Source organism: Citrobacter sp. C13 (assembly GCF_014596815.2).
GTDB classification, from domain to species: domain Bacteria; phylum Pseudomonadota; class Gammaproteobacteria; order Enterobacterales; family Enterobacteriaceae; genus Citrobacter; species Citrobacter portucalensis.
The window spans coordinates 2,026,889-2,047,867 of sequence record NZ_CP115024.1 but is presented as its reverse complement, the minus strand read 5'-3'; the positions used below and the strand labels follow the sequence as shown (position 1 = coordinate 2,047,867).

Genomic DNA, 20,979 nt, shown 5'->3' with positions numbered 1-20,979 from the left:
GAGACTTATGCAATTTCTTCACAAACGAATGCACCTGAATGCAGGTGATGTCGTTGTTGTTGACTGCTCGCACCAGTGCAACATCCTTCTCACTACCGACAGTAACTTCAATAGTTATAAAAATAACCGGGGTTTTCATCATCATGGTGGTGGTGGTTTCTTCGAGAGACTTCCGGCCCGGTTGGTTGCGCCTCATATGGGATACTGGAACGTTACGATTGATTTAGGTGGTGGCTCAGGAAATGTCACTCACAGCATCAGAGTCATTCCAGCATAATAACTCACCCTTTGCCTGAGCTAAGGCATCCTCAAGGGCGGCAATAATCTTTTGCTGTACGCCGTCCTTAATATAACTCCTGCAGGCCACACCTTCAGATGTTTCATTATCACGCATCCAGATAACTTTGGAGTTGTGTTCAACTAAAATTTTCATGATTTTTACCCCGTCGTTAACAATGATAATAAAGCATTATCGCAGACACTCATGGAATGCCTGCTGTAATGCCGTTAGTCGTCAAGCTGCAATACACCGTGATCCAGTGAATCTGAGTAAGCGAGTAGTCCTTTATATTCGGGGATAACCTCACCATCATCAGCTTCGAACTCAGGGATTGTCCCGGTAGTGATAGTGTATTGTGGCTGGCCATCTTCTTTCGCGAATGCTGCCAGGTCTTCAATCTGCGTAGCTGTAAGAACTACTGTCATGCGCATACCTCAGTTGTTAAAAAGCCCCGCTATTGCGAGGCCTAGGGTTATTTGTATCGCGACCGACTACCTGTGAATGATAAAAAGCGATTTACACTTTGGGCAAAGTAATACCTGTTGCTGACGTACTTTCGTGGTCGACTGAGTAGATTTATGTCCACATATCGGACACGTGACAGTCATATTGGCTACAAGCCCAACACGCTGCATTGCGTAATCGAAGAATGACATGATGGCTGACCTTTTAATGAATGTGGTTTATCATACCGCATTCCGTTCAATTATTAACCAATTTCTGTCATCCAACTAGCAAACGTGGATGCATAATGTACTCATGCTCAACAGCCAGTACATGCTTATTCTCTTTCATCTGGCGACTGCTGATTGCGAAGCTCATTGTTGGCTATTTGACTCTCTCACCGAGTCATGAATCCGCTCACACGTCATTCCAGCGCGGTAGCTTTCGTCAGCTCGTCCAGCATAATATCGAGCTTCTTCTGCAAGGCGTCCGAGCATGTCGGCGAGCACTGCGGCGTCGGCTCCGGCTGTTTTGCTTCTGACGGCAGCGGCAAGATCTGCGGTGTGCTTTGCGGCGTCCAGGCGGGTGGCAAGTTTTGTTGCTTCGGCGCGCAGCTGGCTAACAGTGGCAGACAAACCAGCAGCAGTGGCAGCAGATTTTGCGGCTTTCGCTTGTGCATCTTTTACGGCCTCATCACGGGCAATTATGCGCCCTTGTTCAATCATGCGGGCTGCTGTTTGTGCGTTCGCTGTTTGCGATGATTCCGCGCTATCACGTTCCGCCCACCTTTTTTCCCAACCGCAGTTACTCCACTCGTTCCCGGCGATAAATGCGACGGCCACCAGCAGCGAAATGGCAATAAACTGATAGCGCAGGCTCACTGGTCTATCCCCCAGCACGTCAGTGCGCTTTCCTGGTCCCGCCGTTCTACCTGACCATAGCAGCCGTTTTTCTGGCCTTTGGTCAGGCGACAGTCGCGGCCACCGTCTTTTATCCACCGGCGAATCGCTTCACAGGCTCCTTTACGGTCGCCAGCATTGATGCGCTTATAGAACGTGGACGGGTAGCATTTTCCGGGGCCGATGTTATATGGGCAGAAAGACGCGATCCCGGCTTTCTGTGGTTCGGTCAGTGGTACTTTGATATTTCGGTCAACCCACGCCAGTGCCTTATCACGCTCAATGGCGTTTACCTGATCGCATTTCTCAGCAGACAGCTTCATGCCCTGAACTACTGGCTTGCCATCAACCATCGTGGCGCCACGACAAATGGTCCAGATTCCGCCGCCGTCACGATACGCCGTCAGGCTGTTACCCTCTTTCTCATCCAGAAACTGATCGAGAATCACGGGCGCGGAAGCCCCCGCAAGAATTAAACCAACGACCGCTGCACTCAGTTTATTCTTCAGCTTTGGTGGCATAGCCATTGCGCCGATCCTCCCGTTCTTTCCAGCGGAAATACCAGTTCACTGCACAGGTGATAACGGTGCATGCGATACCGACAATAATTGCCCAGTCGCTCAGGCTTAACCCTGCAATTCTGTCGGCCAACATCCAGGACACCTCTTTTGCTGTTTTAGCTGTTTCGGCATATGCCTTCGCTGATACACCGCAGCCGGTCAGCGTGGTTCCTGTTCCATATGAAAGTCTGCTGTAAATGGTGCTCATTCTGGTCATAGCCTCACCTCCGATTTTTCGGATGGCGCTGTGTGTGATGAAAAGGTCAGGCTTCACGGGCTGGATTTATCAACAAAGCACGTAGCGGATGATTCCCGTGAGCCTGAATACGAAAAAGGCCACGCAAATGCGCAGCCCGTAGCCAGAAATCAATATTGTCTTTACATCAATTTTTCTTAAGGTTAAATTCTTCTGACAAGTTGATGAAAGACAACTTGAATATTAGCTATTTGTTCTCTGTTATGCCCGCAACCCAATGCGGGCTTTTTTTCGCCCTGCTAAAAGTTCCACCGTTGTGAGCCTTTTTGCTATGCAATAATGGATGCGTGGTGCTGGGTGTCTCCCGGTGATCCTTTGGCTGACAACCCATGCCTCACGAACATTTCACAACGGGATATAGAAAAGGCCATGCATTTGCATAGCCCTGAAAGATGTTTATGCTTTATTAATTCGCTGGAATATCTGGCATGGCGCGATCCATAGAAGAGCTAATTAACGCCTTAATAGCGTTGCATACCTGATAAAATCCACCCAGCTGAGATGAGACAGAAAAACGGGAGACGTCGTCTCCTGAGCCTACTTCAGCATAAAATGATGAGTTCTCATACCAGAGTGAGATGCTTACGCCCTGCCTGTAGCCACCTGTTAGCGGAGAATCATCAAGAGTGGTTGCAATCACGAAATTCAAGTGGTAACGGCTGTCCATATTGAGTTGGGGGATTAAGACAGGAAAGAACTTCCCCTCCTCCTCCCAAATACCAATGTCCACATAAGGCCATCTTGTTCCGTCAGAACCAGTCCACTCACGAGATGTAAGATCAAGAGAACCTGAATACTCTCGTAGTAGTTCGCTCGCCTTCTCCTGAAGTTTATCCTGTAACTTCCATTGCGCCTCGACCAGTTTAGTGCGTTTTTCTTTCAGATCCTTAAATGTTAATTCCATGCCACTCTCCAGACAACTTTTGAAAGGAATCTGCATAGTAACTCTCCCTGAAAGCACATGGTTATATTTCACTTACACTGAGTGCGAAAAGCAAAAACCCCGCCGACTGGCAGGGTTCCGATGATTAGTCTGTGTGTCGAAGTGACGCTCATTACGCTGCTAAACTGTGCTGTTCTTCAATCAGCGGCTGGCGATGATTGCGATCAAATACACCCTTTAGCGCCTCTTTGCGCTGCTCAAAGTCCCAGCCCATGCCAATGAAAACTGTATTGGCCCGCTGCAACTCAGTTACGCAGTGGATCTGCTCCGGCGTCAGGTAGTCACGGATGTTCTCTTTTTTGTCGAGGTCGTGGTAAACACGAAATTTTGCCGCCGTCATACGCAATCCGCAGTACAGCCATCGCTACCGATAAAAGAACTGCGCCCATTGGCGTATCACCGCGCCACCAGCTATGAAGTAACTCAATTAACTCCGTCCAGGAGTGAGGGTCGTTGTGCATTTTCATGGTCTCTCACCTCCGATAGTTCGGATGGCGCTGTGTGATGAAAGGAGGATCAGGCTTCACGGGCTGGATTTATCAACAAAGCACGTAGTAATTGATTCCCGTGAGCCTGAAATGAAAAAGGCCACCAGTTGGCAGCCTCGAAGTGAGTTAACTTGTTTATATAGGTGGAGCGAGAGGTCCTTCTAAAACTTCCGCTTCACCGTTATGGCAAATGTCATCGCCTCTGGTCAGATGCCAGACACCTGTGATTGTTTTTCCCGTTTCCAGATCATCAACAGTGTCATTCGTGTAGTACGCCACCTGTACACAACCGCAATGCCGAATCCAGTAATATCCTTCTTTCATTCGCACCCCCGCAAAACCAAGCAGGAAGTATAAGCCGAAGCAGAATGTGCCATAAGGCAGAAAACCACATTCAGGTCCCCGATAGACACCAATAAGCTTGTGTTTTTTAGCAAAACGATCCTTATCAATGACTTACACTTGTGATTAAATATCACACATTCCACACTAAACAAGTGACTAAAGCGTATGGCTGAGCAAGATAATCCTGGCCGAGTAATTTGGCATGTTGCCTGTGATGAATCAGGAATTGATGGGCAGCGATTTTATGGCTTCGGTAGCCTATGGATGAAATATCAACGCCGTGGCGATTTTGCAAAACTAATACGTGATGTCCGCGAAAAGCACGGTTTCTTCCAGGAAATAAAATGGCAAAAAGCAAACTCAAAAAAGTATTTGCCGTTTCATACAGACTTGATTGATCTTTTCTTCAAACATCAGTGGCTCGCGTTTCACTGCATTGTCGTTGAAAAATCTATGGTCAATAAAAGTTTTCATAATGGTGACTATGATCTGGCCATGCGAAAGCATTTCACCAAACTTATGACAACTAAGATTTCAAGTATCTTGCGAGCTCATCCGGAACGAGATTGCTGCTTCCGAGTAGAAGTTGATCCAATAGCGTCTCGGTACAAGAAAGCTGATGAGGCATTCCATGTGATTGCCAATAACATGCTATTTCTTCAGCACGGGGCGAAAAATCTCATAACATCCGTTGTCAGCAAAGACTCTAAATCATCTGAGAATATTCAGATCTCTGATTTTTTCTTGGGGGCAATAATGAGCGCATACCAAGGAAAGATATCATCCGAAGCAAAAGTTACTTTGGCTGGAAAAATTGCAGAAAATCTCGGATGGGACGCTCTTACGTATGATACTTGGCCCACTGAGCGGAAGTTTAATATCTGGTTATTTTATGACAAAACCCGTGGTTTTCGCGATATCGAAACTAAACCAGTTAAATTGAAAAATCCGTTACCTGAACGAAATGGCAGTAGGTGAGTGCCGACCTCTCAGCCGACATGGTTGGAGTCCCAGGCCTTAGCCGAAGTGACCAACTCGGCGGTTAATATTTGGGAGCCGCCTCTTCATTCCCAAAACTGGATATTAATCAAATTTACATGTGACAAAGACACTAGTCAACGATAGTGCATAACAAACCCCGCACAGTGGCGGGTTTCTTTTTGTTCTGTTGCTCAGTTCGCTTTAACGTCCCGAGCTTAACATAATTTAAGCACTTTCCGCGCAACTATTCAAGTAGAATCTGTCGCTATTTGTGCCGAATGCGTCACACATTGGCTTGTATAGCATCGATTCTGCTACATTTAGCCAAACGTCAATGCGACTCTCACACGTTCTCAGGCACCATTCAGGATGATTTTCATTTAGGTCTCTTGCCATCGCCTTTTTGCTCAGCCGCTTGATATAACGATCTTCAATAAGAGCGTATAACTTCTTCTGTCCTGACTGCACAAGGACACCGCTGAGTACAGCGTTGATGGTCAGCGCTTCTTCATCGGTACAGAACGCCAGGCCGCTTTTGTTTTTGCCTTCGAGGATCTCATTGAAGAATGCTTCCAGTTCGGGTTTGCTGATGCCCGCCTTCTTCATGCGGCGTAGCGCTTCGTTGATTGCCGTCTTGGTGATTTTCCCGGATGCCAGTAGCTGGTTAAACATGTTCCCTCCACTACCACCGCCGATATAAGACCAGCGCCCCCACATGCGCAACTTACCCTGCACCCAGATGCTTTCCAGAGTACGAAGGCGCACCATTTCACCAGCCTTGCCAACTTCAGAAGGATTAATCATTAAGCTTTCTCCACTTACGCCAGTACGCCGATTGCCAGCGCTCGATCTATAACCCGAAAAACCATCACCAATTGGTCATCGTATTTCGCTTCAAATGCCACGGGATCAGCATGCAACTCGTTGTGATGTGCTCTGCACAGCGGTATCACAAATAAGTCGTGTGCTTTTGTACCCATTCCCCCCTGCCCGTGGCCAATCAGGTGGTGGGGGTCGTCTGCTGGCCGTCGGCAACACTCACACGCTTGTGTTTTAACCCAGCGGGTGTACGTCTCATTTACCCAGCGGCGACGTTTTGGCCTGAGCATAAAAGACTCTGGCGACTCCGGATCAACAGAGAGCGTGAGGATCTTCTTCGCCTTATCCTGCACGATGCTGGTTGCAGACACTGAAGGCACAATGTCGCTTTCCCTCATGACTGAGCGGATCTTCTCATCCGGAAGCCGTAACCCCTTATGCGCGACGCTTTCCGGTATAACATCAGCCAGGTCGTTCCTGACCATCCACCAGCACAGTTCCGGTAGCGTCAGGATATGCGACTCGGGAAAACCAGAATCACGCCGAATGACTTCCAGAATCCAGGATACCAGGTTTCCGGCCGCTATACCTGCAAGCTGCTCGGTATGCTGCCCGGACAAAGTGTGATCGCAATGCCAGCACAGTCGAATGCTTCCAGGCTCGTGCCGCATTGTTGTGAAGTTCTTGTCGTGCCACGATGAATGGGGCCACTGGCATTCAAACCGTGAACTCAGCCACTGCTCAAGGGAAGAAAGCCCACCGGCACGCTGTATAACCCGCTCATTCCCGAAGACCTGCCGCATTACCGGATCATCAGCCAGCGGCTGAATGACTGCCGGAACAGCCCCGGTACTGAATGACGCCATTTCTTCTGGTTCAGGCTCAAGCAGAACGCGACCACGCATGAAGAGGTGCATCAGTTCCGCACCGGGACGGAACAACACAATCCCCATACGGGGGGCTATTTCAGGTGTGAGTAATGCCCTCAATTGTCGCCACCAGCCAGTTCTTTATCGTGGGTGAAACTCCCGTTCCAGGTCACCTTCATCGGAAGCTTCCCTTTCAGATAGTTTTTGTAGCTCCAGGTGGCCCCTTCCCGAAGCAGAACCGGCTGATAGGTGGTAAAGCTGACTGCTGAATTTGGAGAGACTTTGCTGCTTTTCTCAGTGAGGTATTTATCGCGCGCGTATGACCGGACACGCCATTGTGCGCTGCGCCCTTCCGGATTGTCGTCATATAACCAGTTCATCAAAACAAGCCAGGCGCTAATTTTTGAGGTATTAACGCCATTCAGACGTTTACAGAACTGTACCGGGGAAAGCCCATCAGTGAAGAGGCTCTCGAGATGCTCGATATATTCGGCTTGCTGGTGGGTAAGCGCCTCAGCTTGCTGCTTTGCCTCCATGGCATCCGCCCACGCACGCGCCAGGGTTATTGGATCAGACATATTCGGCAGCATGACACCGTGGACCTCACGAAGATTGAAGTAATGATCTTCAAGCTGTTCAAAGAAGTCCCAGGCTAATTCGGTTTCAAGCATTTTTGCGTGGCGGGAGGCGCCGCGCTCAGTCCAAAGATAAAGGCTGCGAGCCTTTGATAATATTTGCACACTGCTGAAAGAGTTGCGCAAATTTTCGACTTCATCACCCTCAATTCGAAAGTAATGCTTACCCTCAACAAAACGCATTTTATTGCGGTTAAAGTTATTCGTGATGTTTTGCGCTGTTGTACCGTAGCCGCTTGCTAAAGATTCCGTAGTCACTACGCGCTGATTGCGATAAGTGATCACCGGCACCGATGAGTGATTAACGGAAATTACTGATGAAGTGCTATTTTTGGGCGTAGCGGTGCCCATAACATGATGATTGCTCATATTATCTCCATACTCTGATTGTTGCGAAGGGCCTGCACGCCCGTTTCGCTTGCACTTTCCGACATTACTGCCATATCGACCAATATTCAACCCACAGCTGGACATATAACCACCTCTTTTTTATATGCCGTTATGGTTATCTCAACTTTTCCCTTCGGTACTATTGGCCCCCATTCCACCAGCATGCGCTTAATCTGGCTGTCGTCTTCCCAGACACCCGCATGCGTCAGCGCGTCAAACAGGGCTTTGTTGTAATTATCGATATCCCGGCGGCGCGCATCCGGCGGGTACAGAGTGATTTCTACCGCTGCCAGTTCAGTCGATGGCTTCGGGAGACGTCGTAATTGCTCAATGATCGCCACGCAGGCAGCGCTCTGGTATTTACGGCCATCAGCGCTAATGAGGTGACGACCGGCCAGCGGCCCCTTGTTAGGGGCGCGCCAGTAAGTGTTCACGCTCGGAGGAAAAGGCAGGACCAGTTTCACGCGGCCTCTCCCCGCATATTGCGAACAAGTTCAGAAGCAGCAGTAATGATTTCGCTGGTGGCAGTCCGCTCCAGCCAGAGTTGATTGATATTGGCTTTCAGCTTGTGTTGCTGTGACTCATCCAGCATGTCAGCGCCGTCTACCTGATCGAATACAATTCCAACCTCCAGCGGCCAGATACGGGACTCGGGAAGCGGATCCGCGACTGGTTTAGCTTTCTCACGGATGTGCATGCGGATCTGGCGAATATTGGACCAACTGGAAACATCCAGGCTTCCCATAGCTGCTATGAAATCAGTACTGTTCATTCCATATTCACCAGATGCTTCAAGGGCAACAGTGCGAATACGTTCCGACATATCCAGGCGCACAGCAGCGTCATCGAATTCAATCGACAACAGCCACTCATCCACACCGAACAAAATACTCTCACGAATAAGCAGCTTCGCTTTGTCGATCGTTAATGGTGATACCTGAGTGAATTCCGGTGCTTCGACAGAATCCGCGGCCCAGGTATGCCCAAACTTCGATTCACTGAATGTGTATTCTTCTTTATCGCCAAACGCAGCTCTTACGCATGCCCACGCCTCTACACCGCTGACATCAAAAATATCTTTCTGGGTAAGTGGCAACTCTGCTTCTGGCTTGTCAGCTACAGATGGTGTGGCAGTTGCAGGTTGAGACTTGCTGGCAGCAAATTGCGCCAAAGTCATAAACGCCCGCCCTTTTGCCTCCAGTTCGGTACGGTTGATATAGCTGAACCGCTCACCACGCCATGACTTATCGAATACAGCTATAGCACCGGCAAAAAACGCGCTGGTGGGCTTCTGTTTTTCGTCAGCAGGTACAAACCACACAGGCAGATCGAACCCAATGCGCCCGCGAATGAATACAATGTGATCGGCATCTTCCGGCCACCACGTTTCACTCGGCGCGGCTTTTATCAGGAATACATAGCGACCGCCCTTCTCGCGCTGGGCTGCTGCGTACTTCATGATGTGCGTCATACCAGTGATCGCCTGCTTCTCGTGGTACTGCGAACGGCTATACGGAGGGTTGCCATAACCAGCGCCGCCCAGTTCTGCCAGACGTTCAGACCAGTCCTGCGTCAGCGCGTTATCTTCGGCGGTGTACCATGCCGGGCACTTCGCGTTGTCGTCGTCAGCAAACAAGTCCAGAACTAATGGACCAAATAGCGCGTTGATCCCCCAAAAAAGCAGATCCGGTGTCCGCCACTGATCGCCAACTTCTTTCAATTCGTGAGCTGGTTTGCTACGCAGTGCCGCCAGCGCCTGGCAATATTTATTGGTCATCATGAACGGAACCCCGAATTTTCTGGCAGTGAGTAATCAACACTCTGGAAGTTTGCGCGGCTGGCTGAGTTAGTCTCCCATTTGCCGTTAACGCGTTCAGGCCGGCCAGCACTGGACCATTTGGTCGCGCTTTGCAGGTAACCAGGGAAGTTTTTTGGAATGAACAGAGTTGCCGGGCGGAGGTATTGCGCCTGCTCGCTATCACGCCAATCGGCATTTTTGTAATCCACTACCAGGCACAGGTCATCAACCGTGAATTGTTCCCGAAGACGGGCGCGAATATTCTCCAGCGACGTACTGCATACCTGGTAGCGTGAGCCAGTTGTCTGGTTCAGGTAAGACAAGACCTGTCTGGCCTGATCAGTAATCACGACTTCAGGGTCTGGTTGCGCCGCAACCGGACAAGAGGGTTTTGAAGTTACTTGTGGATCTTGTTTTGATTTTACTGACGGATCCCCGCCAGATTCTGACGGGTCAAAACCACCGTTTTTGACGGATTTCGACGGGTCAGTTTTTGAGGCGTCAAATTTTGATGCGTCAGATTTTGATGTGTCAGAATCTGACAGTTGAGAAAATGCGGCAGCCTGAAGTTTCGCCACATTCAGGCGGTACACGTTCGAAGCATTACGGTTACCATTACGGCGCTGTGTGCGCGTGAGCCAGCCATCTTTTTCAAGCTTTGCGATTGCCGTTCTGATAGTGCTCGGCCCTGCGCCAAGCTGGCGAGCGATAGTTTCAATTGACGGCCAGCACACACCTTCATCGCTGCTGAAGTCAGCAAGACGAGCCATGATCGCAACACTAGACAACTTCATGCCCGACGATGCGCAACCATCCCATACGTAGCCGGTTAATTTAGTGCTCACTTTCGCACCTCCTTGTGCTTTTTGTTCAGTTCCGAGTCCACCAACCCAGCCACGAATACACCATCGTTGATGTAGTCGTAGAGTGATGAAGCTAGCGGAGACTGAACAGAAACCAACATCGGATAAAGTTGTTCTAACCAGACGCGGTGAATTTCAGACATGTAGAGGTAAACAACGTGGGCATTGTGCGCTGCGCAGAAATTATCACTTGCCCCGTGAAGCGCATTTTCCATCCTGTTGAAGGCTGTGATGTATGCCTCTTTGAACTGTGCTGCTCGCTTACCAGTGAAGCCCATAGCGAGGAACGCGAAGCCATCGCGGGTGATTTGATAGCAGGGAAGTTTGCGGCCTGTAGCGTCGGTGTATTCACTCACCGCAAAATTGCGGGCAGTGAATTCTAGCGAACACTCCAGAGCGCGGATTTTTTTCAGTACGTCATCGTGACGCTTAGTGAAGAAGTCGGCAATAGCCAGAGAGGAGGTAACGGCCTGACCGTTAATTACGGAAATTTCAGGTTGAACGAGGGTTGGGATCGTAGCCATGATGGCTGCCTCTTTAGTCAGTTTTAACAACTCACCACAAGAGACGCCAATCTCATTGGTGGTGAGACGTGCAGGGTTGGCGTAACCGGTGACTAAAGAAGCCGGCGCATCTTTCGATGCCCCTGCACGCCCCACCATAATCAGGGTGTAGCAATGCATTTCGCACAAAAAAACCGCCAGAGCGCGGTTGTGCTCTTTAATCAATTCCAGGACGCCAATCCCGGCAACGGATTTTGCCGCTGCCGAGACAGTGTATACCTGGAATAAAGCATGATCAATAATGAGGTTGGGATGAGCGTTAACCGCTACAAAAAAATAAGGAGATACAACGTGATCTACCAACTTTTGGCTAACAGCAGCAGCGGTGATGGTTTTTACGATGTAACCATCAGCGATCAGAGCGGTAACCTCGAAATAGAATGCACTTGCATTGCTGGTGAAATGGGCACGATGTGCAAGCACCGTATTGCCGTTATTACCGGAAAATATGGAAAAATCATCGATGTTGATGATCCAGAAAACGCCGATGCTAAACTGGCAACCGGACTGATTGCTCAATATGGAGTTGCGGATCAATACATTGCTCTCGCCAAAGAACTCGAAGACCTGAAAAAGAGGTTCAAAGTTGAAGAAAAGGCTATCAAATTGAGGATTAATGCCCTGGCAGGATAAATTCTTAGTTAAGTTTTTTTTCATTGGGTTAGCTCTCATCCTCTATCTCCCTGAACTTTTGCCTGAACTGCTCAAGCGGCCTGAAACATTCGTGTGGATAGCCATCTCGCAGGTAGATAACGCGCTGTGTTTCTGGCTCCCAGCGGATAACACGGACTGGCACTCCGCGGTGATCTTTGAACCTTCGGTTAAGTTCGCGCACAGGCGTTTTGCCCTCCGATAGTAGACCCCCACAATTACGGCAGCCTGGCTGTGGTTACATGACACCCAGCGATTTGATACTTTGCATTCATACCGAAACAGCGGAAGACCCGGCACCGGGATCATTCGTAGTTGCGGTAAGTGAGGATTTACGATTAAATTGCTCATGCGGATTATTTCTCCATACTCGAAGAGTTGTTCGCCAAGGCGCCCGGAGCTGCACACTCGCGGGCGTCACTCTTTTCTGGAAGGCAATAGACTCGTGAAATCAGGTTCAGAAACGTCATAAGCGTTACCCGGAACTGGTAGGCGATTTCGTTCAGACTGTCCCACTCCCCTTTATCAACCACACCATCATCGATGTATCGACGATATGCGTTAACCAGGTCACCAAGCCTGCCCACCAGCTCAGCCAGCTTTAAACCAATCTCTTCGTTCTCTGTTTCTGGTGCCGCGCCCGGGATATGGATCCCGTTATCGGTTTGACGAGAAAACGCATCAGCTATGTAGCTAACACCAGCAGCTTTCTGTAGCACCATCGCCCACCCCATAGGGAAGATCTGATCCCCATCCACACGAAGGCGGTTAAACAGCGCATTCTCTGTTACCCCCAACCATTCCGCCGCCTCGGCATAGCCTCCAGGCAGGTCGGTAATCGTCTTTTTAATCGCTACCACCAGCCAAGAAGGCTGACGTTCGACTTTCCAAATAGGTTCGTTACCCACAGTTCCCCCCTTATTCCTGTGGTTTGAGTTTTACTGAAGCTTCGCTACGCTTTTCGTAAAGGTCGGGATGGAAAACCAATTTTCCACCAGTCCGATAGGCTGCTTCTGCTGCACGTCCTTTCGGGATTAGGCGACCAGTTCTATTACGCCACTGGTAAACGGCCTCGCTTGTTATTCCAAAAAACTCGGCAACTTTCTCAGTACTGCCGAAGTAGTTTTCAATATCATCGGTTGTCATAATGCCTCCTTAGCTAAGTTTGATTAGATATTAATAACCAATCTAACTTTGGTCAATAAAAACTAAGATTGCTTAGCCTTTTAATTTTTTATGGTGTTCAAATGGAAACTGTCGGTCAGCGCATCAAAGCTCTCAGGCGCATAACTAAAACCTCGCAGAAAGAACTGGGTAAGTTCTGTGGTGTTAGCGATGTGGCGGTTGGGTATTGGGAAAAAGACATTAATGTGCCAGGCGGTGAGTCACTTGCGAAACTTGCAAAGTATTTCAACACATCAATTGATTACATACTTTATGGCACTGAATTCGAAGGGAACCTGATAACCAAGATGCGAAGGATTCCGGTGATATCTTGGGTTCAGGCTGGACAGTTTACAGAATGTAAAGCAGCAGAAGTTTTCAGTGAAGTAGATAAGTGGGTAGAAACATCACTCAGGATAGGTGATAGCTCCTTTGCATTGGAGGTCAAAGGTGATTCGATGACAAACCCTAATGGGCTCCCCACAATCCCTGAAGGGGCAACGGTCATAGTAGATCCTGATGCAGAGCCACTTAATGGAAAGATAGTCGTAGCTAGGCTTGATGGGACAAACGAGGCTACTGTAAAAAAACTCGTCATCGATGGGCCTCAAAAGTTCTTAGTTCCCTTGAATCCACGCTATCCAAACATTTCAATAAACGGTAATTGCCTGATTATCGGAGTTGTCAAAGGCGTTCAGTACGAACTTTAACCCACCTCTAACCTTCCTCTTAACATCAAGCTAAGAATAGTTTGATGTTTTTTCTTGATCTAAAAGCTAAGTTAAGTTAGATTTTATTCATCAACAGCGAACAGGCAGGACGCCCACGAAGTAGCCGCCGGTGGCATATGAATAACCGGATGATTCGCTGACAGAAAACTTAGGTTGGGGGTAGAGGTTTACATGAATCATTTATTCACATGCTCATTTTGCGGAGCAACCGAACTGGGAGCGATAAAGATCGTCGCAAAAGGTGGTAAGGACGAACCTGCCATCTGTTCGGAATGCGTAGTCACATGTGTAGAAAAAATGATCCTGACTAAAAAATCAGAGGCTGAAAAACCAACCTCTGATAACGAAATAATATCAGTCGATAAAAAACTATTTAAAGAGCTTCTTCAGCTTGTCCTCAACCTTCCTGATTTCGGAAGTAAGCTGGCTGCTGTTGACATTGATAGTAGCTCCACATCGACAAGTGAAACTTTTGTTCGACTTGAGCCAAGCGATTTTCTTCTTCGTCTTAGTGCCGCACTTAGGGCATGCGGGTAACGTAATTTCCTGGTTATCAAAAGCGCCCATAAACATCCCTCTTGGTTGTGTGAGAACACCAAGATACCACCGCGCCTGATGTGGTTAAAAGCAGGCTAAAGCAATAACAAGTAACTCCCTGTTCTGGCGGCACGGTGTTTTCCCGTGTATTTCCGGTAACCGCCAGCCTTTTTCAGGGCACAACAGAAAAGGGCATCACCGGGCGACGGGCTCATAACCCAATCCACCCGGGCAAAAAGAAAGCGGTCTCTCAAGCCGCCGACCAATGCAGGTGCCCTTCTCTGTTGTGTATGGAGAAACTAACTTTTTAGCGTCTGTGCAGATGCGCTGAGGAACCGAGAATGAATAATCCGTTTTTCAAAAATATGTTGGTGTATCGCATTAGTCGCGATTTCACCATCAACCAGGAAGAGCTGGAACAGCAGCTTGAACTATTTCGCTTCACTCCATGCGGTAGCCAGGATATGGCAAAAACCGGTTGGGTATCACCACTTGGTCAGCTGTCAGATCGCTTGCATCACACTGTCAATAATCAAGTGTTGTTGGTTATTCGCCGGGAAGAAAAAATACTGCCATCTCCTGTCATTGCTGAAGAACTGCGCAAGCGTGTGTCGCATCTGGAATCCGATCAGGGGCGTCGCCTCAAAAAAACTGAGAAAGATTCGCTGCGTGATGAAGTGTTGCACTCCCTGCTTCCTCGGGCGTTCTCCAAAAACTCGACTGTTAGTTTGTGGATCAACGTCACCGACGGTCTGATCATGGTTGATGCAGCCAGCGCTAAACGTGCCGAAGACTCACTGGCCCTGCTTCGTAAAACTCTCGGTTCTCTCCCGGTGGTACCGCTGACTATGGAAACGCCGATCGAACTAACTATGACCGACTGGGTTCGTTCCGGTAGTGCGCCTGCTGGCTTTGGCCTGGGTGATGAAGCCGAACTGAAAGCTATTCTTGAAGATGGCGGTATTGGACGCTTTAAAAAACAGACTCTGGTCAGTGACGAAATTCATGTGCATCTGGAAGCTGGCAAAGTAGTTACAAAGCTGTCTATCGACTGGCAATAGCGCATTCAGTTCGTTCTTTGCGATGACGGCAGCATCAAACGCCTTAAGTTCTCTAATGAGATTACAGAACAAAACGACGATATCGACCGTGAGGATGCGGCTCAGCGGTTCGACGCTGACTTTGTTCTGATGACCGGCGAGCTTATCTCTCTCATTAACGGATTAACAACCTCTCTCGGCGGCGAAGCCAAGCGATAAACACCAGGCAACAATTACCCCCATAAGCATGGGTTGGGTTGCTGCACGCTAAATTCAGCAATTCATTAATTTAATGGCGCGGTGCAGCGCGCCAATATGGAGAAAACCATGAGCTACATTCAGACATTATCCGGCAAACATTTTAATTACCTCGATATCCAACAGGACGATATCGTGATCGAGGATATTGCTACCGCGTTGTCTCATATCTGCCGCTTTGCAGGGCATCTTCCTGAGTTTTACAGTGTCGGCCAGCATAGCGTTTTAACCAGCCACCTCGTTCCGCAGGAGTTTGCATTAGAAGCACTGCTTCATGATGCTGCTGAAGCCTACCTGCAGGACATCCCCTCCCCACTTAAGCGCCTGCTTCCGGATTACCAGGCAATCGAAGCTCGTGTGGACGCAGCCATTCGGCAGAAGTTCGGTCTACCAACTGAGCAACACCCAACCGTGAAATATGCCGACCTGGTGATGCTCGCCAGCGAACGCCGCGATTTTGAGATTGACGAAGGTTCCATTTGGCCATGCCTCGAGGGAGTTGTCCCAACGGATTTATTCATTATCAACCCAGTTCGTCCTGGCCAGTCATACGGCATGTTCATCAATCGCTTTAACGAGTTGATGGAGCAGCGCCAATGCGCCGCATGAAGGTAAAAGAACTCGTAGCGGAGGCGTTTGCCTCCGTTGCTGAATTGCCACCAAAGCATGCGCCGCTTATGCGCGAAGTCGCCACCAGACTGGACGCTACGTTCGCAGCATTAAAAGAGTCTCTGGTGCAACTGGAACAGGAACGTAAAGATAAAACGCCATGACTGTATTTGAATATCTACAGGCTAATCCGAATACCACCAGCGGTGAAATCGCCAAAGGTATGAACAAAAAGACCCCAGCGGTCGCCGGAGCATTATCTCAGCTCTATGGCACCGGTCGGATCGTGAAGTCTGGTGTTCGCAAGGGTATTCCAACATACCGCATTAACGATATGCCGTTTGGTTGCAGTAACAGCCTAACCATGATGTTTAACCAGCTCTTGAGCAGAGCCAGACAAGGAGCAGCCCAATGACAGCACTCAACAAACAGGCGCTGCGTGAAGAATTCCAGTTCATGCAGGACAACTATAGCGACCCGGCAGACCACGATCGGCAGGTGATTTACATCGAGGCGGAGGCGCTGCTGGATGAGTTGGAAGCCAAAGACTCAACGATAGCAGCACAACAACATGAGATCCGTATGTTGCTGAATGCGCTTGAGGAAAAACCATGCCCGAAATGCAACGACACAGGAATGACTGATAGTGGCGGCACGCAGCCATGGGGCGAGCCGATTGAGATTGAATGCGACTGCCGACAGCAGGATGCCAACACCGCAGAACTTGTAGCCGCTGGCATTGGCGTGAAGGGGGAGTGAGATGGCGCTGACGAAAAAACAACGCGCAGAGCTACGCATGAAGTTTGGCGGTCGCTGTGCTTATTGCGGGTGCGAGCTTGGTGATAAGTGGCATGCCGACCACGTTAAGCCTGTCATTCGTTTTGATGGGAATATGCTTCACCAGGAACGTGACGATATATCAAACATGGTTCCAGCATGCCACCCATGCAATCTGCACAAGCATTGCAGTAGCCTGGAAGATTACCGGCGAATTATCGGTGATGGTCGTCGTGAATTCCTTGTGTCCGGGAAAGGAAAAGCGCTGGTTCGTATGGGATTGGTTGAAATGAAATCTGACCCAGTGGTGTTCTGGTTTGAAAAATATCAAGAAGGGGCTACGGCATGACAACTAACCACCCGGCGCACGGTCCTGTATCACTCGATCGCCCGCACCAGATACGCGAACACCTGCTGCATGATACCCAATACTCAAACGGCGGGAACAGAGCCTACATTCTCGCTGATGTATTGAAGGTGATTGATGGGGCTATTGCCCGCGAGCTGGTACGCCGTGAGCATGCAGCGTGGTCACAGGCTACTTTCGGCGATGTCGGTCCAGTTGGTCCGCTGAAGCACCTTTCCAAAGAAGCGCTCGAGGCTGCTGCTGAACCAGGCGACCTTAGCGAATGGGCTGACATGCAATTCCTGTTATGGGATGCGCAACGTCGTGCCGGTATCAGTGATGAGCAGATTACCCAGGCAATGATAAAAAAGCTGGCTATAAATAAGGTTCGCCAATGGCCTGAGCCGAAAGACGGGGAACCTCGATTGCATATCAAAGAACAGTCAGAGCAGGAGAAAAAATAAGAATGTTTAGCCTGATTCGGCGCGGTCAAATCTACACGGACAGTAGCAACTGGCCCGTAATTATCCATAGCTGTAGTGATCACTCGGTCCGAATTAAACGCAATGATGGCGAGCTGAGAACGATTAGCATCAAACGCTTTAACGAAGATTTTGAACGAGTGGAGCATGATGAGTATCGCAAAATATGTGCCGAAATAGAGCAGGAAACAAACCTGAAAAACCTACGTGCGATGCGTCGCGGCAAGATTACTGAATAGCCAAACAGGAGAATATTTAACGTGAACAACTTAATGATCGACCTTGAGTCCATGGGCAAAAAACCGAATGCCCCTATTGTCTCCATTGGTGCCGTATTCTTCGATCCGCAAAGCGGTGAACTGGGTCAGGAGTTTTACACCGCTGTTAATCTTGAAAGCGCTATGGAGCAGGGAGCGGTGCCGGATGGTGACACTATTCTGTGGTGGTTAAGACAAAGCTCAGAAGCACGATCAGCAATCTGTGTTGATGATGCGATGCCGATATCATCTGCCCTATCTGAACTGAGCCATTTCATTAATCGGCATTCTGATAACCCTAAATATTTAAAAGTTTGGGGCAATGGAGCTACTTTCGACAACGTTATATTGCGCGGCGCATATGAGCGTGCCGGCCAGGTTTGCCCGTGGCAATTTTGGAATGATCACGACGTCAGAACCATCGTCACATTAGGCAGAGCTGTAGGTTTCGATCCTAAGCGTGATATGCCATTTGATGGGGTTGCACATAACGCACTGGCTGATGCCCGCCACCAGGCGAAATATGTTTCAGCGATTTGGCAGAAACTAATCCCAACCACCAGCAACAGCTAAAGTTTTCCCCGGGTGCAGCCGGGATAATGGAGAAATAACTATGAGCAATATTTTCCAGTTAGCTCCCAACGATTGGGTTTGTGAAAGCGTTTTGATCGCGGTTACTGGGCTCAAACCCGGAACCATCCTCCGTGCCAGAAAAGAATGCTGGATGATTGGGAGGGAGTATATCCACGTATCGCCTGACGGAAATCCTAAACCTTCCAGTGAGTGCATGTATAACAGAAAGGCTGTAGATGCCTGGGTCGCTTCAATGAAAAGCAAGCAACCAGGGTGATTTGATGCCATGAAAAAGGTAAGCTCGTATCGCTCTTGGGCGTCTGGAGGTAACACCAATGGATAAAGTCACATATCCAACAGGCGTCGAAAACCACGGTGGCACATTACGCATCTGGTTTAATTTTAAAGGTAAGCGTGTCAGGGAAAGTCTCGGTGTCCCTGACACCGCTAAGAACAGGAAGATAGCCGGGGAACTGCGGACATCAGTATGTTTTGCCATCCGCACAGGAACCTTTGATTATGCAACCCAGTTTCCTGACTCCCCTAACCTCAAGGCTTTTGGTGTAAGTAAAAAAGACATTACAGTGAAAGAACTTGAAGAAAAATGGCTGGATCTGAAACGGATGGAAATCTGCGCGAACGCATTTAATCGCTATGAATCTGTCGCAAGGAATATGGTGCCGAGGATCGGAGGTAATCGCCTGGTGTCAGCAGTAACCAAAGAGGAATTGCTGTATCTCAGGAAATATTTGCTAACTGGTTATCAGAATCCGACGAAAAACAAAGCCCCGGCAAAAGGGCGAAGCGTTGTTACTGTGAACTATTACATGACGACAATGGCCGGAATGTTTCAGTTTGCTGCGGATCACGGTTACTTAGAGGTGAACCCATTCGAGGGAATTAAGCCTCTGAAAAAAGCCAGGGCAGAACCAGATCCTCTGTCTCGTGATGAATTTATTCGCCTGATAGATGCATGCCGGCATCAGCAGACGAAAAACCTGTGGTCATTAGCAGTGTACACAGGAATGCGTCACGGGGAACTGGTCTCCCTGGCCTGGGAAGATATCGACCTGAAGGCTGGAACAATTACCGTCAGACGTAATTATACGAAACTTGGTGAGTTCACTCTACCGAAAACCGAGGCAAGCACAGATCGAGTGGTGCATCTTATCCAGCCCGCAATCAGTATCCTGAAAAATCAGGCTGAAATGACAAGGCTGGGCAGGCAATATCACATTGAAGTGCAGTTACGTGAGTACGGCCGTTCGGTGAACCATGAGTGTACATTCGTCTTTAATCCGCATGTGGTCAGACGCAGTAAGCAGGTCGGATTTATCTACCGGGTCGATTCAGTAGGCGACTCATGGGAAGCGGCACTTAAGCGTGCGGGGATCAGACACAGAAAGGCGTACCAGTCACGACACACCTATGCGTGCTGGTCATTATCAGCTGGTGCAAACCCTAGTTTTATTGCCAGTCAGATGGGGCATGCGAGCGCGCAGATGGTGTTCAATGTTTACGGTGCATGGATGGCTGACAGCAGCGCAGAGCAGATCGCAATGCTGAATCAGAAGCTGGCAGATTTTGCCCCATTGATGCCCCATAGCCACGAGAGCAGTACGGGAGGATTATTAAAATCAGTAAGTTAACCCCTAACGCCCGTCATGTTAACTGCGTGGAGGGCAACACTACGCTGTATGCGCTGCCTAAAGCCGATATTGTTGCCCGCTGGCAGGCACAGACCACCGATGCGTTTCGATTTTGTTTTAAGTTTCCGGCGACCATCTCGCACCAGGCCGCGCTGCGTAATTGTGATGACCTGGTACAGGAATTTTTTACGCGTATGTCGCCGCTGGAATCGCGCATTGGACAATACTGGTTGCAATTACCCGCGACCTTTAGCCCACGCGACCTGCCTGCCCTGTGGCAGTTTCTCGATGCGCTCCCGAAACCCTTTACCTACGGTGTGGAAGTTCGCCATCCAGACTTCTTTGCCAAAGGCGAAGCCGAACAGCTATTTAATCGCGGTTTACACGAGCGTGGAGTAAACCGGGTGATTCTGGACAGCCGCCCGGTGCATGCCGCAATCCCACATACTGAAGCAATACGTGACGCTCAGCGCAAAAAACCGAAGGTTCCGGTGCATGCTGTGGTGACGGCAAACCATCCGATGGTACGCTTTATCGGTAGCGATGATATGGCACAAAACAGCGCCCTTTTTGCCGTCTGGCTGACCAAGCTGCCGCTATGGCAACGCACCACGACGCCGTATCTGTTTTTGCATACGCCGGACATCGCGCAAGCCCCAGAGCTTGTTGATACGCTATGGGCAGATTTACACAGTGCTCTGCCAGAGATCGGATCAGCTCCCTCTATTCCACAGCAATCTTCTCTTTTCTGAAAATGCCACCTATCATAGTC

General features: G+C 49.2%; 32 protein-coding genes and 4 pseudogenes. 16 read left to right on the top strand and 20 right to left on the bottom strand.

The window, feature by feature from the left end:
- The first annotated feature begins 7 nt into the window (after nucleotides 1-7).
- Nucleotides 8-277, top strand: coding sequence for a DUF1883 domain-containing protein (locus IB222_RS09760; protein ID WP_072667362.1), 270 nt, complete (start codon nucleotides 8-10; stop codon nucleotides 275-277).
- Here IB222_RS09760 and IB222_RS09755 read toward each other — a convergent pair.
- The 10 genes and pseudogenes from IB222_RS09755 to IB222_RS09710 form a co-directional block, all read right to left on the bottom strand.
- The gene (locus IB222_RS09755) at nucleotides 236-433 is read right to left on the bottom strand and encodes a hypothetical protein (RefSeq protein WP_001548474.1); all 198 of its coding nucleotides are present in this window, start codon (nucleotides 431-433) and stop codon (nucleotides 236-238) included. The genes IB222_RS09760 and IB222_RS09755 overlap by 42 nt on opposite strands.
- Nucleotides 434-507: 74 nt before the next feature.
- Entirely contained in the window at nucleotides 508-705 is a 198-nt protein-coding gene (locus IB222_RS09750) for a hypothetical protein (protein ID WP_072667363.1), read from the bottom strand.
- A gap of 66 nt (nucleotides 706-771) precedes the next feature.
- Entirely contained in the window at nucleotides 772-888 is a 117-nt protein-coding gene (locus IB222_RS09745; RefSeq protein ID WP_229046080.1) for a YnfU family zinc-binding protein, read from the bottom strand.
- Nucleotides 889-1,098: 210 nt separating this feature from the next.
- A complete protein-coding gene (locus tag IB222_RS09740; RefSeq protein ID WP_188055438.1) occupies nucleotides 1,099-1,605 on the bottom strand; it encodes a DUF2514 domain-containing protein in 507 nt (168 codons plus the stop codon).
- Nucleotides 1,602-2,150: a lysozyme gene (locus tag IB222_RS09735; RefSeq protein ID WP_149385092.1), complete on the bottom strand. Its 549-nt coding sequence runs from the start codon at nucleotides 2,148-2,150 to the stop codon at nucleotides 1,602-1,604. Before IB222_RS09735 ends, IB222_RS09740 begins: the two co-directional genes overlap by 4 nt.
- Nucleotides 2,122-2,400 (bottom strand): phage holin, encoded by a 279-nt coding sequence (locus tag IB222_RS09730; protein WP_001568784.1) that lies wholly within the window; start codon nucleotides 2,398-2,400, stop codon nucleotides 2,122-2,124. The genes IB222_RS09735 and IB222_RS09730 overlap by 29 nt, the downstream gene beginning before the upstream one ends.
- 445 nt (nucleotides 2,401-2,845) lie before the next feature.
- On the bottom strand, nucleotides 2,846-3,343 hold the full coding sequence (locus tag IB222_RS09725) for a hypothetical protein (RefSeq protein ID WP_000423994.1): 498 nt from the start codon (nucleotides 3,341-3,343) through the stop codon (nucleotides 2,846-2,848).
- A 151-nt stretch (nucleotides 3,344-3,494) separates the two neighbouring features.
- Nucleotides 3,495-3,722: pseudogene (locus IB222_RS09720) on the bottom strand (hypothetical protein); the annotation flags it as partial.
- Nucleotides 3,712-3,849: pseudogene (locus IB222_RS09715) on the bottom strand (phage holin family protein); the annotation flags it as partial. The pseudogenes IB222_RS09720 and IB222_RS09715, both read right to left, overlap by 11 nt.
- Before the next feature lie 156 nt (nucleotides 3,850-4,005).
- Nucleotides 4,006-4,194 carry a hypothetical protein gene (locus IB222_RS09710; RefSeq protein WP_149385090.1) on the bottom strand — a complete coding sequence of 63 codons (189 nt, stop codon included), beginning with the start codon at nucleotides 4,192-4,194 and terminating at the stop codon, nucleotides 4,006-4,008.
- A gap of 186 nt (nucleotides 4,195-4,380) precedes the next feature.
- Here IB222_RS09710 and IB222_RS09705 point away from each other — a divergent pair, with 186 nt between their 5' ends.
- Nucleotides 4,381-5,193, top strand: coding sequence for a DUF3800 domain-containing protein (locus IB222_RS09705; protein ID WP_149385089.1), 813 nt, complete (start codon nucleotides 4,381-4,383; stop codon nucleotides 5,191-5,193).
- Between the two features lie 228 nt (nucleotides 5,194-5,421).
- Here IB222_RS09705 and IB222_RS09700 read toward each other — a convergent pair whose 3' ends face one another.
- The 10 genes from IB222_RS09700 to IB222_RS09655 all read right to left on the bottom strand — a co-directional run bounded on the left by IB222_RS09700 (nucleotide 5,422) and on the right by IB222_RS09655 (nucleotide 12,930).
- A complete protein-coding gene (locus tag IB222_RS09700) occupies nucleotides 5,422-6,000 on the bottom strand; it encodes a DUF1133 family protein (RefSeq protein WP_149385088.1) in 579 nt (192 codons plus the stop codon).
- 14 nt (nucleotides 6,001-6,014) lie between these two features.
- Nucleotides 6,015-7,004 carry a DUF968 domain-containing protein gene (locus tag IB222_RS09695; protein ID WP_149385087.1) on the bottom strand — a complete coding sequence of 330 codons (990 nt, stop codon included), beginning with the start codon at nucleotides 7,002-7,004 and terminating at the stop codon, nucleotides 6,015-6,017.
- Nucleotides 7,001-7,888 (bottom strand): ORF6N domain-containing protein, encoded by an 888-nt coding sequence (locus tag IB222_RS09690; RefSeq protein ID WP_223240886.1) that lies wholly within the window; start codon nucleotides 7,886-7,888, stop codon nucleotides 7,001-7,003. Before IB222_RS09690 ends, IB222_RS09695 begins: the two co-directional genes overlap by 4 nt.
- A gap of 86 nt (nucleotides 7,889-7,974) precedes the next feature.
- Nucleotides 7,975-8,373: a RusA family crossover junction endodeoxyribonuclease gene (locus tag IB222_RS09685; protein WP_000780154.1), complete on the bottom strand. Its 399-nt coding sequence runs from the start codon at nucleotides 8,371-8,373 to the stop codon at nucleotides 7,975-7,977.
- A complete protein-coding gene (locus tag IB222_RS09680; RefSeq protein WP_149385086.1) occupies nucleotides 8,370-9,689 on the bottom strand; it encodes a phage N-6-adenine-methyltransferase in 1,320 nt (439 codons plus the stop codon). Before IB222_RS09680 ends, IB222_RS09685 begins: the two co-directional genes overlap by 4 nt.
- Nucleotides 9,686-10,552 (bottom strand): conserved phage C-terminal domain-containing protein, encoded by an 867-nt coding sequence (locus IB222_RS09675; protein WP_149385085.1) that lies wholly within the window; start codon nucleotides 10,550-10,552, stop codon nucleotides 9,686-9,688. Before IB222_RS09675 ends, IB222_RS09680 begins: the two co-directional genes overlap by 4 nt.
- A complete protein-coding gene (locus IB222_RS09670; protein ID WP_081000502.1) occupies nucleotides 10,549-11,790 on the bottom strand; it encodes a Rha family phage regulatory protein in 1,242 nt (413 codons plus the stop codon). Before IB222_RS09670 ends, IB222_RS09675 begins: the two co-directional genes overlap by 4 nt.
- A gap of 4 nt (nucleotides 11,791-11,794) precedes the next feature.
- Nucleotides 11,795-11,968 (bottom strand): DUF4222 domain-containing protein, encoded by a 174-nt coding sequence (locus tag IB222_RS09665; protein WP_072161089.1) that lies wholly within the window; start codon nucleotides 11,966-11,968, stop codon nucleotides 11,795-11,797.
- 172 nt (nucleotides 11,969-12,140) lie between these two features.
- Nucleotides 12,141-12,692 (bottom strand): YmfL family putative regulatory protein, encoded by a 552-nt coding sequence (locus IB222_RS09660; RefSeq protein WP_071698280.1) that lies wholly within the window; start codon nucleotides 12,690-12,692, stop codon nucleotides 12,141-12,143.
- A 10-nt stretch (nucleotides 12,693-12,702) separates the two neighbouring features.
- Complete coding sequence (locus tag IB222_RS09655; protein WP_046669972.1) at nucleotides 12,703-12,930, bottom strand: Cro/CI family transcriptional regulator; 228 nt, start codon at nucleotides 12,928-12,930, stop codon at nucleotides 12,703-12,705.
- Between the two features lie 101 nt (nucleotides 12,931-13,031).
- Between IB222_RS09655 and IB222_RS09650 the strand changes: the two genes are divergently transcribed.
- The 14 genes and pseudogenes from IB222_RS09650 to IB222_RS09585 all read left to right on the top strand — a co-directional run bounded on the left by IB222_RS09650 (nucleotide 13,032) and on the right by IB222_RS09585 (nucleotide 20,959).
- Complete coding sequence (locus tag IB222_RS09650) at nucleotides 13,032-13,658, top strand: LexA family transcriptional regulator (RefSeq protein ID WP_046669973.1); 627 nt, start codon at nucleotides 13,032-13,034, stop codon at nucleotides 13,656-13,658.
- Nucleotides 13,659-13,850: 192 nt separating this feature from the next.
- Nucleotides 13,851-14,216 carry a ClpX C4-type zinc finger protein gene (locus tag IB222_RS09645; protein WP_016240143.1) on the top strand — a complete coding sequence of 122 codons (366 nt, stop codon included), beginning with the start codon at nucleotides 13,851-13,853 and terminating at the stop codon, nucleotides 14,214-14,216.
- Nucleotides 14,217-14,557: 341 nt separating this feature from the next.
- A pseudogene (gene rdgC / locus IB222_RS09640) lies at nucleotides 14,558-15,475 on the top strand (recombination-associated protein RdgC).
- A gap of 108 nt (nucleotides 15,476-15,583) precedes the next feature.
- A complete protein-coding gene (locus IB222_RS09635) occupies nucleotides 15,584-16,123 on the top strand; it encodes a hypothetical protein (protein ID WP_000120456.1) in 540 nt (179 codons plus the stop codon).
- On the top strand, nucleotides 16,111-16,287 hold the full coding sequence (locus IB222_RS09630) for a hypothetical protein (RefSeq protein ID WP_001253785.1): 177 nt from the start codon (nucleotides 16,111-16,113) through the stop codon (nucleotides 16,285-16,287). The genes IB222_RS09635 and IB222_RS09630 overlap by 13 nt, the downstream gene beginning before the upstream one ends.
- Nucleotides 16,284-16,538 (top strand): hypothetical protein, encoded by a 255-nt coding sequence (locus IB222_RS09625; RefSeq protein WP_149385084.1) that lies wholly within the window; start codon nucleotides 16,284-16,286, stop codon nucleotides 16,536-16,538. Before IB222_RS09630 ends, IB222_RS09625 begins: the two co-directional genes overlap by 4 nt.
- Nucleotides 16,535-16,882: a hypothetical protein gene (locus tag IB222_RS09620; protein WP_000126106.1), complete on the top strand. Its 348-nt coding sequence runs from the start codon at nucleotides 16,535-16,537 to the stop codon at nucleotides 16,880-16,882. Before IB222_RS09625 ends, IB222_RS09620 begins: the two co-directional genes overlap by 4 nt.
- Nucleotide 16,883: 1 nt before the next feature.
- Complete coding sequence (locus IB222_RS09615; protein ID WP_001229290.1) at nucleotides 16,884-17,249, top strand: HNH endonuclease signature motif containing protein; 366 nt, start codon at nucleotides 16,884-16,886, stop codon at nucleotides 17,247-17,249.
- Between the two features lie 170 nt (nucleotides 17,250-17,419).
- Nucleotides 17,420-17,689 (top strand): annotated as a pseudogene (locus IB222_RS09610) (DUF550 domain-containing protein); the annotation flags it as partial.
- A gap of 23 nt (nucleotides 17,690-17,712) precedes the next feature.
- Complete coding sequence (locus IB222_RS09605; protein WP_000492059.1) at nucleotides 17,713-17,967, top strand: DUF4222 domain-containing protein; 255 nt, start codon at nucleotides 17,713-17,715, stop codon at nucleotides 17,965-17,967.
- Nucleotides 17,968-17,988: 21 nt separating this feature from the next.
- Nucleotides 17,989-18,558 carry a 3'-5' exonuclease gene (locus IB222_RS09600; protein WP_057064719.1) on the top strand — a complete coding sequence of 190 codons (570 nt, stop codon included), beginning with the start codon at nucleotides 17,989-17,991 and terminating at the stop codon, nucleotides 18,556-18,558.
- Nucleotides 18,559-18,598: 40 nt separating this feature from the next.
- Nucleotides 18,599-18,835, top strand: a complete 237-nt coding sequence (locus IB222_RS09595; RefSeq protein ID WP_003839185.1) for an excisionase family protein — start codon at nucleotides 18,599-18,601, stop codon at nucleotides 18,833-18,835.
- 58 nt (nucleotides 18,836-18,893) lie between these two features.
- The gene (locus IB222_RS09590) at nucleotides 18,894-20,207 is read left to right on the top strand and encodes a site-specific integrase (protein WP_149385082.1); all 1,314 of its coding nucleotides are present in this window, start codon (nucleotides 18,894-18,896) and stop codon (nucleotides 20,205-20,207) included.
- Nucleotides 20,186-20,959 carry a DUF72 domain-containing protein gene (locus IB222_RS09585; RefSeq protein WP_166465560.1) on the top strand — a complete coding sequence of 258 codons (774 nt, stop codon included), beginning with the start codon at nucleotides 20,186-20,188 and terminating at the stop codon, nucleotides 20,957-20,959. Before IB222_RS09590 ends, IB222_RS09585 begins: the two co-directional genes overlap by 22 nt.
- Nucleotides 20,960-20,979: the final 20 nt, after the last annotated feature.

Bases quoted from the DNA above. Each gene is read 5' to 3' on its own strand.
- IB222_RS09760 (WP_072667362.1), top strand. From the start codon at position 8: ATGCAATTTCTTCACAAACGAATGCACCTGAATGCAGGTGATGTCGTT.
- IB222_RS09755 (WP_001548474.1), bottom strand. From the start codon at position 433: ATGAAAATTTTAGTTGAACACAACTCCAAAGTTATCTGGATGCGTGAT.
- IB222_RS09750 (WP_072667363.1), bottom strand. From the start codon at position 705: ATGACAGTAGTTCTTACAGCTACGCAGATTGAAGACCTGGCAGCATTC.
- IB222_RS09745 (WP_229046080.1), bottom strand. From the start codon at position 888: ATGACTGTCACGTGTCCGATATGTGGACATAAATCTACTCAGTCGACC.
- IB222_RS09735 (WP_149385092.1), bottom strand. From the start codon at position 2,150: ATGGCTATGCCACCAAAGCTGAAGAATAAACTGAGTGCAGCGGTCGTT.
- IB222_RS09730 (WP_001568784.1), bottom strand. From the start codon at position 2,400: ATGACCAGAATGAGCACCATTTACAGCAGACTTTCATATGGAACAGGA.
- IB222_RS09725 (WP_000423994.1), bottom strand. From the start codon at position 3,343: ATGGAATTAACATTTAAGGATCTGAAAGAAAAACGCACTAAACTGGTC.
- IB222_RS09710 (WP_149385090.1), bottom strand. From the start codon at position 4,194: ATGAAAGAAGGATATTACTGGATTCGGCATTGCGGTTGTGTACAGGTG.
- IB222_RS09705 (WP_149385089.1), top strand. From the start codon at position 4,381: ATGGCTGAGCAAGATAATCCTGGCCGAGTAATTTGGCATGTTGCCTGT.
- IB222_RS09700 (WP_149385088.1), bottom strand. From the start codon at position 6,000: ATGATTAATCCTTCTGAAGTTGGCAAGGCTGGTGAAATGGTGCGCCTT.
- IB222_RS09690 (WP_223240886.1), bottom strand. From the start codon at position 7,888: ATGAGCAATCATCATGTTATGGGCACCGCTACGCCCAAAAATAGCACT.
- IB222_RS09680 (WP_149385086.1), bottom strand. From the start codon at position 9,689: ATGATGACCAATAAATATTGCCAGGCGCTGGCGGCACTGCGTAGCAAA.
- IB222_RS09670 (WP_081000502.1), bottom strand. From the start codon at position 11,790: ATGAAAAAAAACTTAACTAAGAATTTATCCTGCCAGGGCATTAATCCT.
- IB222_RS09655 (WP_046669972.1), bottom strand. From the start codon at position 12,930: ATGACAACCGATGATATTGAAAACTACTTCGGCAGTACTGAGAAAGTT.
- IB222_RS09650 (WP_046669973.1), top strand. From the start codon at position 13,032: ATGGAAACTGTCGGTCAGCGCATCAAAGCTCTCAGGCGCATAACTAAA.
- IB222_RS09645 (WP_016240143.1), top strand. From the start codon at position 13,851: ATGAATCATTTATTCACATGCTCATTTTGCGGAGCAACCGAACTGGGA.
- IB222_RS09635 (WP_000120456.1), top strand. From the start codon at position 15,584: ATGAGCTACATTCAGACATTATCCGGCAAACATTTTAATTACCTCGAT.
- IB222_RS09630 (WP_001253785.1), top strand. From the start codon at position 16,111: ATGCGCCGCATGAAGGTAAAAGAACTCGTAGCGGAGGCGTTTGCCTCC.
- IB222_RS09625 (WP_149385084.1), top strand. From the start codon at position 16,284: ATGACTGTATTTGAATATCTACAGGCTAATCCGAATACCACCAGCGGT.
- IB222_RS09620 (WP_000126106.1), top strand. From the start codon at position 16,535: ATGACAGCACTCAACAAACAGGCGCTGCGTGAAGAATTCCAGTTCATG.
- IB222_RS09615 (WP_001229290.1), top strand. From the start codon at position 16,884: ATGGCGCTGACGAAAAAACAACGCGCAGAGCTACGCATGAAGTTTGGC.
- IB222_RS09605 (WP_000492059.1), top strand. From the start codon at position 17,713: ATGTTTAGCCTGATTCGGCGCGGTCAAATCTACACGGACAGTAGCAAC.
- IB222_RS09595 (WP_003839185.1), top strand. From the start codon at position 18,599: ATGAGCAATATTTTCCAGTTAGCTCCCAACGATTGGGTTTGTGAAAGC.
- IB222_RS09590 (WP_149385082.1), top strand. From the start codon at position 18,894: ATGGATAAAGTCACATATCCAACAGGCGTCGAAAACCACGGTGGCACA.